Annotated in this window: 8 protein-coding genes and 2 rRNA genes; 2 read left to right on the top strand and 8 right to left on the bottom strand. The window is 38.7% G+C overall.

The window, feature by feature from the left end:
* The first annotated feature begins 185 nt into the window (after positions 1-185).
* Positions 186-3,109: ribosomal RNA gene (locus tag ACA31_RS09090) — 23S ribosomal RNA — on the top strand.
* A gap of 81 nt (positions 3,110-3,190) precedes the next feature.
* Positions 3,191-3,305 (top strand): 5S ribosomal RNA (rrf, locus tag ACA31_RS09095).
* A gap of 321 nt (positions 3,306-3,626) precedes the next feature.
* Here rrf and ilvA read toward each other — a convergent pair.
* The 8 genes from ilvA to ilvB form a co-directional block, all read right to left on the bottom strand.
* On the bottom strand, positions 3,627-4,895 hold the full coding sequence (gene ilvA / locus ACA31_RS09100) for a threonine ammonia-lyase IlvA (RefSeq protein WP_057513018.1): 1,269 nt from the start codon (positions 4,893-4,895) through the stop codon (positions 3,627-3,629).
* A 30-nt stretch (positions 4,896-4,925) separates the two neighbouring features.
* A complete protein-coding gene (gene leuD, locus ACA31_RS09105; protein ID WP_057513019.1) occupies positions 4,926-5,501 on the bottom strand; it encodes a 3-isopropylmalate dehydratase small subunit in 576 nt (191 codons plus the stop codon).
* 1 nt (position 5,502) lies between these two features.
* Positions 5,503-6,873, bottom strand: a complete 1,371-nt coding sequence (gene leuC / locus ACA31_RS09110) for a 3-isopropylmalate dehydratase large subunit (RefSeq protein WP_057513020.1) — start codon at positions 6,871-6,873, stop codon at positions 5,503-5,505.
* A 17-nt stretch (positions 6,874-6,890) separates the two neighbouring features.
* Entirely contained in the window at positions 6,891-7,931 is a 1,041-nt protein-coding gene (leuB, locus tag ACA31_RS09115) for a 3-isopropylmalate dehydrogenase (RefSeq protein WP_057513021.1), read from the bottom strand.
* Complete coding sequence (locus tag ACA31_RS09120; protein ID WP_057513022.1) at positions 7,928-9,463, bottom strand: 2-isopropylmalate synthase; 1,536 nt, start codon at positions 9,461-9,463, stop codon at positions 7,928-7,930. The genes leuB and ACA31_RS09120 overlap by 4 nt, the downstream gene beginning before the upstream one ends.
* 155 nt (positions 9,464-9,618) lie before the next feature.
* Positions 9,619-10,734: a ketol-acid reductoisomerase gene (gene ilvC / locus ACA31_RS09125; RefSeq protein ID WP_367576197.1), complete on the bottom strand. Its 1,116-nt coding sequence runs from the start codon at positions 10,732-10,734 to the stop codon at positions 9,619-9,621.
* On the bottom strand, positions 10,676-11,149 hold the full coding sequence (gene ilvN / locus ACA31_RS09130) for an acetolactate synthase small subunit (protein ID WP_057513024.1): 474 nt from the start codon (positions 11,147-11,149) through the stop codon (positions 10,676-10,678). The genes ilvC and ilvN overlap by 59 nt, the downstream gene beginning before the upstream one ends.
* Positions 11,146-12,936 carry a biosynthetic-type acetolactate synthase large subunit gene (gene ilvB / locus ACA31_RS09135; protein ID WP_057513025.1) on the bottom strand — a complete coding sequence of 597 codons (1,791 nt, stop codon included), beginning with the start codon at positions 12,934-12,936 and terminating at the stop codon, positions 11,146-11,148. The genes ilvN and ilvB overlap by 4 nt, the downstream gene beginning before the upstream one ends.
* Between the last annotated feature and the right edge of the window lies 1 nt (position 12,937).

Raw genomic sequence — 12,937 nt, forward strand, 5'->3', positions numbered from 1 at the left:
TTTGTACATTGAAAACTAGATATGTAAGTAAAATTTATGATTTTACCAAGCAAAACCGAGTGAATTAGAGTTTTAAAAAGCTTGAATTCAAAAAAATAGAAATAATCGCTAGTGTTCGAAAGAACACTCACAGATTAATAACATTTTAGGTTTTCAACCGATTTTATCGTGTTGAAGGTCGAAAAGATTAAGTTATTAAGGGCGCACGGTGGATGCCTTGGCACTAGAAGCCTACGAAGGACGTTACTAACGACGATATGCTTTGGGGAGCTGTAAGTAAGCTTTGATCCAGAGATTTCCGAATGGGGAAACCCAGCACGAGTTATGTCGTGTTATCGATATGTGAATACATAGCATATCTGAAGGCAGACGCGGGGAACTGAAACATCTTAGTACCCGCAGGAAGAGAAAGAAAAATCGATTCCCTGAGTAGCGGCGAGCGAAACGGGAAGAGCCCAAACCAACGAGCTTGCTTGTTGGGGTTGTAGGACACTCTATACGGAGTTACAAAAGAACAAATTAGACGAATCATCTGGAAAGATGAATCAAAGAAGGTAATAATCCTGTAGTCGAAAGTTTGTTCACTCTTGAGTGGATCCTGAGTACGGCGGAACACGAGAAATTCCGTCGGAATCCGGGAGGACCATCTCCCAAGGCTAAATACTCTCTAGTGACCGATAGTGAACCAGTACCGTGAGGGAAAGGTGAAAAGTACCCCGGAAGGGGAGTGAAATAGAACTTGAAACCGTGTGCTTACAAGTAGTCAGAGCCCGTTAATGGGTGATGGCGTGCCTTTTGTAGAATGAACCGGCGAGTTACGATTTGATGCAAGGTTAAGCAGTTAATGTGGAGCCGTAGCGAAAGCGAGTCTGAATAGGGCGTTGAGTATTTGGTCGTAGACCCGAAACCAGGTGATCTACCCATGACCAGGCTGAAGTTCAGGTAACACTGAATGGAGGGCCGAACCGACTTACGTTGAAAAGTGAGCGGATGAGTTGTGGGTAGCGGAGAAATTCCAATCGAACCTGGAGATAGCTGGTTCTCTCCGAAATAGCTTTAGGGCTAGCCTTAAGTAATGATTATTGGAGGTAGAGCACTGTTTGGACGAGGGGCCTTTATCGGGTTACCGAATTCAGACAAACTCCGAATGCCAATCAATTTTATCTTAGGAGTTAGAACGCGGGTGATAAGGTCCGTGTTCGAAAGGGAAACAGCCCAGACCACCAGCTAAGGTCCCAAAATATATGTTAAGTGGAAAAGGATGTGGCGTTGCCCAGACAACTAGTATGTTGGCTTAGAAGCAGCCATCATTTAAAGAGTGCGTAATAGCTCACTAGTCGAGTGACACTGCGCCGAAAATGTACCGGGGCTAAACATATTACCGAAGCTGTGGATTGTCCGTAAGGACAGTGGTAGGAGAGCGTTCTAAGGGCGTTGAAGCATGATCGCAAGGACATGTGGAGCGCTTAGAAGTGAGAATGCCGGTGTGAGTAGCGAAAGACGGGTGAGAATCCCGTCCACCGATTGACTAAGGTTTCCAGAGGAAGGCTCGTCCGCTCTGGGTTAGTCGGGTCCTAAGCTGAGGCCGATAGGCGTAGGCGATGGATAACAGGTTGATATTCCTGTACCACCAAAATTCGTTTTAAGCGATGGGGGGACGCAGTAGGATAGGCGAAGCGTACTATTGGATTGTACGTCCAAGCAATGAGACTGAGTGTTAGGCAAATCCGGCACTCTTAAGGTCAAGTTGTGATGGGGAGAGGAAATTTTTTCCTCGAGTCGTTGATTTCACACTGCCAAGAAAAGCCTCTAGCTAGAATTTTGGTGCCCGTACCGCAAACCGACACAGGTAGTCAAGATGAGAATTCTAAGGTGAGCGAGCGAACTCTCGTTAAGGAACTCGGCAAAATGACCCCGTAACTTCGGGAGAAGGGGTGCTCTTTAGGGTTAACGCCCAGGAGAGCCGCAGTGAATAGGCCCAAGCGACTGTTTATCAAAAACACAGGTCTCTGCTAAACCGTAAGGTGATGTATAGGGGCTGACGCCTGCCCGGTGCTGGAAGGTTAAGAGGAGTGGTTAGCTTCGGCGAAGCTACGAATCGAAGCCCCAGTAAACGGCGGCCGTAACTATAACGGTCCTAAGGTAGCGAAATTCCTTGTCGGGTAAGTTCCGACCCGCACGAAAGGCGTAACGATTTGGGCACTGTCTCAACGAGAGACTCGGTGAAATCATAGTACCTGTGAAGATGCAGGTTACCCGCGACAGGACGGAAAGACCCCGTGGAGCTTTACTGTAGTCTGATATTGAAATTCGGTACAACTTGTACAGGATAGGTAGGAGCCTTTGAAACGTGAGCGCCAGCTTACGTCGAGGCGTTGGTGGGATACTACCCTTGCTGTGTTGGATTTCTAACCCGCACCATTTATCATGGTGGGAGACAGTGTCAGATGGACAGTTTGACTGGGGCGGTCGCCTCCTAAAGAGTAACGGAGGCGCTCAAAGGTTTCCTCAGAATGGTTGGAAATCATTCATAGAGTGTAAAGGCATAAGGAAGCTTGACTGCGAGACTTACAAGTCGAGCAGGGTCGAAAGACGGACTTAGTGATCCGGTGGTTCCGCATGGAAGGGCCATCGCTCAACGGATAAAAGCTACCCCGGGGATAACAGGCTTATCTCCCCCAAGAGTTCACATCGACGGGGAGGTTTGGCACCTCGATGTCGGCTCATCGCATCCTGGGGCTGTAGTCGGTCCCAAGGGTTGGGCTGTTCGCCCATTAAAGCGGTACGCGAGCTGGGTTCAGAACGTCGTGAGACAGTTCGGTCCCTATCCGTCGTGGGCGCAGGAAATTTGAGAGGAGCTGTCCTTAGTACGAGAGGACCGGGATGGACATACCTCTGGTGTACCAGTTGTCGTGCCAACGGCATCGCTGGGTAGCTATGTATGGACGGGATAAGTGCTGAAAGCATCTAAGCATGAAGCCCCCCTCAAGATGAGATTTCCCAACTTCGGTTATAAGATCCCTCAAAGATGATGAGGTTAATAGGTTCGAGGTGGAAGCATAGCGATATGTGGAGCTGACGAATACTAATCGATCGAAGACTTAATCAAATTTAAAAGTGTTTTGTTTTGGCATTATCAAATTTTACTTACTATCTAGTTTTGAATGTATAATTTTTATACATTTCATTGTCTGGTGACAATGGCAAGGAGGTCACACCTGTTCCCATGCCGAACACAGTAGTTAAGCTCCTTAGCGCCGATGGTAGTCGGACTTACGTTCCGCGAGAGTAGGACGTTGCCAGGCAATTAGGGACCCGAATGGGTCCTTTTTTTATGCGTAAAATGAGCTTAACTTCCAAAAAAATAACTGGTTTAAGAAAGCGTTTAAAGCTGACGAAATTAGCGAAAGACGCGACGAGCTTACAAGCGGTAAGTGAGCAAGGGATAATTGTATACAAGAACTTTAGCTCTTGCATAAATACTACTAATCTTAATAAATTAAGAAGTAGTTCTTTAAAGCTCCTTAGCGCCGATGATAGCCGACTTACGTTCCGCGAGAAGGCAATTAGGGACCCTAATGGGTTCTTTTTTATGTTAAAAAAAGCTTAGCGCAATAGCTAAGCTTTTAAATAAGAAGTGAATAAAGCATTTTATTTTCATTAATGTAAATGTTTGAAGCATCGAATTCATTTACATTCTTTTTCAAGTTATTCAAATCTTTATGGTTATTTAATTGGATCCCTATGATAACTGTACCGGTGTTTTGAGATGATTTTTTAAGGTACTCGAATTTAGTAATATCATCTTTAGGTCCGAGTACATCGTTTACAAATTCTCTTAAAGCGCCGGGACGTTGGGGGAAGTTTAAAATGAAGTAATGTTTCATTTCTTCGAAAATTAGTGAACGCTCTTCAATTTCTTTCATACGATTAATATCATTGTTACCACCACTCACAACACAAACCACGGTTTGACCTTTAATTTCTGCTTTATAATTATCTAAAGCGGTAATACTTAATGCACCAGCAGGTTCTGCGATAATGGCTTGTTTAGAGTACATATCTAAAATAGTTGAACATACAGCGCCTTCGTGTACTTGAACATAATCATCAACAACCTTTTTTGCGATGTCAAATGTTATTTGGCCAACTCTTGCAACTGAAGCACCATCAACAAACTTATCAATATCAGGTAATGTTACGATTTGATTTTCTAAAACAACTGACTTATACATACTGCTTGCTCCAGCAGGTTCTACGCCAACAATCGATGTTTGAGGTGAATTTTCCTTGAAGTACGTACCAACACCAGAAATTAAACCTCCGCCTCCAATTGCGGCAAATAAATAATCAAATTGTATATTTTCTTCTTTAGATTGATCAATGATTTCTTTAGCAAGTGTACCTTGCCCTGCAATAGTATAGATATTGTTAAAAGGATCAATGAAATTCATTTTGTTATCTTCTGTATAAACGAGCGCTTCTTTTAAACAATCATCAAATGTATCACCTGTAAGAATGACTTCGACATTTTTCCCACCAAAGAATTTAACTTGATTAATTTTTTGAAGTGGGGTAGTGACAGGCATAAAGATGACTGCATCTAAGTGTAATTTATTAGCAGTGTAAGCTACACCTTGTGCATGGTTACCTGCACTTGCACATGTGATGCCAGTTTCTCTGTCTTCTTTATTTAAGGCTACAATTGCATTGTAAGCTCCTCTAAGTTTAAAAGACCTGACCCATTGTAGGTCTTCTCTTTTTAAATATACATTACAGTCATATTTAAGTGATAAATAATGATCCTTTTGTAATGGTGTCTCTTTAACAGTATCTTTTATTTGTAAGTAAGCTTCATCGATATCTTTTGAAGAAATAGTTGTTTTTACAGTCATATGTTTCACACCTTTGTTAGTTTAGTATCTTTAAAAAGTTTTTGCTCTTTCGTAAGAATTGATTTCATCTTCATATTGCAGTGTTACTGCAACATCATCAAGTCCCTTAACGAGTTTGTTTTTCCAAGTTTCATCTATATCAAAAATAAATGTTTTATCAGGAGAAGTAACAGTTTGATTCGGTAAATCTACCGTAATCGATTCGGCATGTGCTAAATGTATTCTCGCTTCTTCATCTAAAACAATAGGCAACATCGCATTTTTAGTACAATTCATATAGAATATATCACTGTAACTGCCAGCAATAATTATATCAAAACCGTAGTCTTTAATTGCCCAAGCAGCGTGTTCACGACTTGAGCCACATCCGAAATTATCTCCAGTAATTAAAATCGATGCATCTTTATATTCTGGTTTATTTGGGTTAAAGTCTGGATTATCAGAGCCGTCATCTAAATAACGCCATTCATCGAAAGCAAATGGTCCAAATCCTGATTTTGAAATACGTTTTAAATGGACTTTAGGTATAATTTGATCGGTATCGATATTGTCATGAAATAATGGTACGACTTTACCTGTATACGTAGTGATTGGTTTGATTTCCATCTTATACAACAACCTTTCTAACATCTATAAATTTGCCATTGATTGCTGCGGCTGCTGCCATAGCAGGGGAAACAAGATGTGTTCTTGCACCTTTACCTTGGCGTCCTTCAAAGTTACGATTACTTGTTGAAGCACAGTGAACACCATTGGGTACTTGGTCTGGATTCATACCTAAGCACATTGAGCAACCAGGCTCTCTCCAATCAAACCCTGCTTCTTTAAATATTTTGTCTAGTCCTATTTTTTCTGCTTCTTTTTTAACTGTACGAGAACCTGGAACAACGATTGCTGTAATATTAGGGTGTACTTGATTTCCTTTAACGATATGACTCGCTTCAACTAAATCTGAAAGACGAGCATTTGTACAAGAACCTAAGAAGACATAACCCAAATCGATATCCTCAGCTTTTTGACCAGGTTTTAAATCCATATAATTATATGCACGTTCGTCATTTATATTCTCTATTTCAGGGAAAGGTGTATTAAAACTCACTCCCATTTCAGGACTAGTTCCCCAAGTCACTTGAGGTTCTAAGTCTGAGACATCCATTTCGATGACTCTATCGAATTCGGCATCGTCATCTGTGTAGAGTTCACGCCATTCATCAACGGAATTATCAAAATTTATTGCATATGGACGACCTTTAACATATTCAAATGTCGTTTCATCAGGTTCCATCATGCCGTATTTAGCACCAGCTTCAATTGCCATATTACAAATCGTCATTCTAGCTTCCATACTTAAACTACGAATCGCTTCTCCAGAAAATTCTAGGGCATAACCTGTACCGAAATCAACGCCATATTGACTAATCAAATGTAAGATAATATCTTTGGCATACACACCAGTCGGCAATTTACCTGTTACATCAATTTTTAGATTTTTAGGTTTAGTTTGCCATAGCGATTGTGTAGCAAATACATGCTCTACTTCACTTGTACCAATACCAAAAGCAATTGCTCCGAAAGCACCATGTGTAGCAGTATGAGAATCACCACAAACAATTGTTTTACCAGGCTGCGTTAAACCTGTTTCAGGACCTACCATATGCACAATGCCTTGTTCATCAGACCCCATATCAAATATATGGACGCCGAATTCTTTTGCATTATTTTGCAATGTAGTAATTTGTTTGTTTGCGATTTCATCTTTGATATTAAAGATGTCTACGGTTGGGACGTTGTGGTCAAGTGTTGCATACGTTAAGTCTGGTCTACGCAATTGTCTGTTTTGGAGTCTTAGACCTTCAAATGCTTGAGGAGATGTGACTTCATGTATAAGATGCAAATCTATATATAATAACTGTGGGCCACCTTCTTTACCAGTCAAGACATGTTTATTCCAAACTTTATCAAATAGTGTTTTACCCATATGACATCTCCTCCTTTTTATAAGTTTTCTTTTACGAAATTAATAATATCTGACGTATTATAATTTCCATTGAGATCACGGGTTGTTTTACCTTCTTTAATGAGTTGATAAATTACTGATTCTAATTTTTCAGCTGCTTTTGGTTCATTTAAACTTTCTCTAAGACACATTACTACTGATAAAAGCATACCGAAAGGGTTTGCAATATCTTGGTTTGCAATGTCTGGTGCTGAACCATGAATAGGTTCGTAAAGTCGTGGCCCTTGTTCACTAAAACTTGCAGACGGTGATAAACCTAATGAACCAGGAATTACAGATGCTTCATCACTTAAAATATCACCAAATAGATTTTCAGTTACAATGACATCAAATTGTGATGGGTTAGTAATTAAATGCATTGCACAAGCATCTACTAGTAAATGGTTAACTTCTACTTCAGGATAATCTTGTGAAACCTCATTTATCACTCTACGCCATAATTTACTAGAAGAAAGCACATTTTCTTTATCAACAGATGTTAATTTTTTATTTCGTTTTTGAGCTAAATCAAATCCAACTCTGGCAATGCGTTCTATTTCTGTTCTTGTATAAGTAAGAGAATCGAGTGCATCGTCATCACCCAATTTCTTAGGTTCACCAAAATAGATACCACCAGTGAGTTCTCTTACTAAAATGAAATCTGTGTCTGCAACTCGCTCTTCTTTAATCGGAGATAAATGGCTTGTACCATTTGTCACCGTAGTAGGGCGAATATTAGCGAATAAGCCTAATGCTTTACGTATGCCTAATAATCCTTGTTCAGGTCTGTTGTTAGGATCAGTCCATTTTGGTCCACCCACAGCACCTAATAATATTGCATCAGCATTTTGACATGCATTTAATGTTGATTCAGGGAGTGGTTTACCATGGCGGTCTATAGCAACGCCACCAAAATCATGTGTTTCTATGTCATAATTAAAATTAAAATTTTGGCTTAATAGTTCTAATATTTCTAGTGATCCTGTCAAAATCTCAGGACCAATACCATCACCTGGTAGAGCTACAATTTTATAACTCATGAATGAATACCTTCTTCCGCAGATGAATTAGCAACATATTTAGCATGTGCTTCTACATATGATTTACATGACGCGAGTAAAATATCATGGTCAATACCAACACCTGTGACGATTTGATTATCAATTTTAATTTGTACATGTACTTCAGCTTGTGCATCGGTACCTTCAGTAACAGAATCAATACGGTATGTTATTAACTCAGTGTTGAGGTCAAAAATACGGTCTATTGCATTGTACACGGCAACGATAGATCCGGTGCCAATACTTGAATCTTGATACGTATTACCGTCTTTATCTTTAATGACGACTACAGCACTTTGAAGTCCATTTGAGACAAATTGTAGCTGTAAAGTTTCAACTTGATAAATCGCATTTTGTTCATGTTCTGTACCTTGTATTAAGGCGTGGATATCACGGTCTGTAACTGCTTTTTTCTTATCTGCAATTGTTTTAAACTGTTTAAATAATGCTTTTTGTTCTTCTGGCTCAACATCGTAACCTAAATTAATTAATTTTTCAGCAAAAGCATGTTTACCTGAAAGTTTACCTAAAGGTAATTCTGTTGTTTTAACACCAACAAGTTGAGGCGTCATAATCTCATAAGTTTCAGGGTTTTTAATTACGCCATCTTGATGAATACCTGATTCGTGACTAAATGCATTTTGGCCGACAATGGCTTTGTTTCTAGGGACTCGAATTCCTGCAAATCTAGCAATTAAATCTGAAGTTTGTTTTGTTTCTTCAAGGTTAATTTTAGATTGATTACCATAATGATCTTGTCGAACGTAAAGGCCAAGTGCTACTTCTTCAAGTGCTGCATTACCTGCACGTTCCCCAATACCATTTAAGGTTCCTTCTATTCGTTTGGCTCCATTTTCAATTGCAGCCATACTATTTGCTACTGCAAGTCCAAGATCATCATGACAATGTGCACTATAAATTACTTCATGGTCTGTTTTGACAGCTTCTTGTAGTGTTTTGAAAATTTGACCATATTCAGAAGGGTAACTGAAACCTACAGTGTCAGGTACATTGATTACACTTGCTCCGGCATCAACAGCTGTTTGAACACATTCTATTAAAAATGGTAGTTCTGTTCTTGTTGCATCTTCTGGGGAGAATTGAACTAAATCAAAATAATTTTTCGCATAGGTTACATGTTCTGTTATAGATGCTAAAACTTCTTCTTTAGACATCATAAGTTTGGAATCACGGTGAATCGGGCTTGTTGCGATAAAGACATGAATTCTTGGTTTTGCTGCTTCTTTAGTTGCTTCATATACTGCATCAATATCTTTCTTTACACAACGGGCTAGACCACATACAGCAGTTGTTGTTAATGCTTTTGAGATTGCTTCAACTGATTTAAAACTACCATTACTTGATGCAGGGAACCCAGCTTCTATAATATCTACGCCCCATTTTTCAAGTTGATTAGCTATCTTCAAACGTTCATCGAATGAAAAGTTAACACCAGGTGTTTGTTCGCCGTCTCTAAGTGTTGTATCAAAAATTTGAATATGGCTACTCATTTTCAACATCTCCTATAAATGAATTTTAGACTCATATAACCGTAATTAATGAAGAAACACACTTTCATGAGAAAAGTAGCTGCATTTTTAAGCAATCACATATTCCTAATTGAGTGTGATTCTCCAATTACGATTAATTTAAAGGTGGAATCTAATTATTTTTCAATGCTTTTAGATTTAATGAATGGCATCATTTCACGTAGTTCTTTACCAACCGCTTCGATTTGATGTCCATGTTGTTCTTCACGTAGTTTGTGGAACTCTTCAAAATTATTTTCATTATCTTTAATGAAACGATCACTGAATTTTCCTTGTTGAATATCTTCAAGTACTGCTTTCATATTATCTTTAACTTCTGGTGTAATGATACGTGGTCCAGATACATAGTCACCAAATTCTGCTGTATTTGAAATTGAATAACGCATGTTTTCCATGCCACCTTCATATAATAGGTCTACAATAAGCTTCATTTCATGTAATACTTCGAAATAAGCAATCTCTGGTTGATACCCAGCTTCAACTAATGTTTCGAAACCAGTTTGTATTAATTTAGTTGTACCACCACAAAGGACAGCTTGTTCACCAAATAAATCTGTTTCAGTTTCTTCTTTGAATGATGTTTCTAATACGCCAGCACGTGTAGCACCGATACCTTTAGCATAGCTTAAGGCTAAGTCTGTAGCTTCTCCACTTGCATCTTGTTCTACTGCGAATAGGGCAGGGACTGCACTACCTTCAGCAAAAGTACGACGAACTAAATGTCCTGGACCTTTTGGAGCTACTAAGAATACGTCTACATTTTCTGGTGGGTTGATAACATCAAAATGAATATTAAAACCATGAGCGAAAACTAATGCATTATTTGCTTCTAAATTTGGTTCGATTTCTTCTTTATATATTTTTCCTTGAGTTTCATCTGGTAGAAGTACCATAATGACATCAGCTTGTTTTGCTGCTTCATTTACAGGGTATACTTCGAAGCCATCATCTTTTGCTTTATCAAAAGAACGTCCAGGTCTGATACCAATGATTACGTCATAGCCATTGTCTTTTAAGTTTTGTGCATGAGCATGACCTTGAGAACCATAACCTAAAACCGCTATTTTTTTACCTTGTAATGCATCTTTCTTTACTGTTTCATCATAATAAACTGTTGTCATAATATAATCCTCCATGTGTTTTGAATTTTTTGATAAAAAATTAAAGCTTAATCTAAATAATACCTGCCGAACCCGTACGTGAGACTTGTTCGATTTTATATGATGATAGATCGTCTAATAAATTATCCATTGTATATTGTGGACCTGAGGCTTGAAGGTACGTATAAGTTTCTTCATTTTTCAATATAGAGACTAGCGCATCATAAGGTTTGATTAAATTTTGTAATTCTTGGTGATTGTTTGGTGTTTGTAATTTCACAAGTACCAACTCTCTATTGTAGGTATTTGTATCTGTTATATCTTCAACCTCAATAATATTGATTTGCTTTTCAAGTTGTTGAAGTAACGTGCGTAACACATCTGTATCAGGAATTTCTGCTACAAAAGTAATATCAGAAATTCCTTCTTCTAGTGTAGGTGTTGCGGAAAGATTAACGATATTAAATTGTCTTCGTACGAAAATACTCGTTAATCTGTTTAATGTACCTGCTTTATCTCTTACTTTTGTTCTAAATGTTCTTCTCATATTAGACCCTCCATCTCATGGTTTGCTTTACCGCTTGGTACCATAGGAGAGACAATTTCAACCGGTGAAATACGAACGTCAATTAAGGCTGGTCCGTTATATTGGAAAGCCTCATCTAATTTTTGTTCTAAGTGCATAGGATCATCTATGAGATAGGCTTTTACATTGTATGCTTCAGACAGCTTAATAAAGTCTGGCTGTCCATTAAACACAGAATGTGAAAAACGTTTATTAAAGAATTTATCTTGCCATTGTTTCACCATGCCAAGCGTACCGTTATTTACGATTACTATTTTAATATCTATGTCATATTCTTCTAAAATACCCATTTCTTGGTTTGTCATTTGGAAACCACCGTCGCCTACAAAAGCTACGACCGTTTTGTCTGGTTTAGCCAATTTTGCTCCAATTGCTGCTGGTATACCAAAGCCCATTGTGCCTAAACCACCACTTGTAACAAGTTGACCATGGTCTTTGAATGGATAGTATTGTGCAACCCACATTTGATGTTGTCCTACATCTGTAGTTACAATTGCATCACCATTGGTAATCTCTCCAATATATTCAATTGCGCGTTGTGGTTTTGAAAATACACCATCTTCATCATCGCTGTATGCAAAGGGCTGTTGTATTTTATTTTCATTACATGTTCCTAACCAATCTTCATGTTTAATTGAATAACTATCGAAATCGAGTAGAAACTCTAATGTCGCTTTACAATCTGCAACAATACCCAAATCTACTTTAATAATTTTGTTGATTTCAGATGGATCGATATCAATATGAACGATTTTGGCATTTGGTGCGAATTCATCTGGATTACTAGCTAATCTGTCGTCAAAGCGGCTTCCGAAGTTAATAAGTAAATCACATTCAGTTAGCGCCATGTTACTTGCGTATGATCCATGCATACCACCCATACCTAAAAATAGGGGGTGTTCGTAAGGAATTGCGCCGAGACCGAGTAACGTACTCACTACTGGTAATTGATGTCTACTTACAAATTCAGTGAATAGATCGTTGGCTTTGGCATGATTGACACCTGCACCTGAAAGTACTAATGGTTTTTTAGCACTCTTTAAAAAATCTCTCAATTTTTGTATATCATCTTTTTTGGGTTTGTTAGGTATTGTGTAACCAGGTAATTCTAATTCATTAGTAATCTGTGCATTCGTTGATAGGATACCCATATCTTTAGGGAAATCGATTACTACTGGACCTTTTCTTCCAGTATTAGCGATATGAAAAGCTTCATGGATAATTTTTGGAATATCTTGTACATCTTTAACTTGATAGTTGTGCTTAGTAATTGGTGTTGTCATTGAGAGTAAATCTGCTTCTTGGAATGCATCCTTACCAATACCAGGTGTTGCAACTTGACCTGTGATAACTACTAAAGGTAAAGAGTCGCTGTAAGCATCAGCAATACCGGTAATCGCATTTGTAGCTCCTGGTCCACTTGTAACAACAACTACACCTGTATTACCAGATACACGTGCATAACCTTCTGCTGCGTGAGTTGCACCTTGTTCATGACGAGCTAAGATGTGCTTTATTTTCCCATCGTATAGTGTGTCGTATAGAGGGAGAACAGCGCCTCCCGGATAACCAAATATAAAATCAACACTCTCATTTACCAATGATTCAACTAATAATTCTGAACCAGATCTCATTTCATCAATTGTCTCTTGTTCTAGTTCAACTTCAGGTTCAATTGGTTCTACTGCTTCCAAATGTTCAAAATTTTCTGATTTTTCTATTTCAAGTGTTTCAGTATGTTTAGACATT

The sequence above is a fragment of the Staphylococcus sp. NAM3COL9 genome (genome assembly GCF_001431205.1).
In the GTDB taxonomy this organism is placed as follows: domain Bacteria; phylum Bacillota; class Bacilli; order Staphylococcales; family Staphylococcaceae; genus Staphylococcus.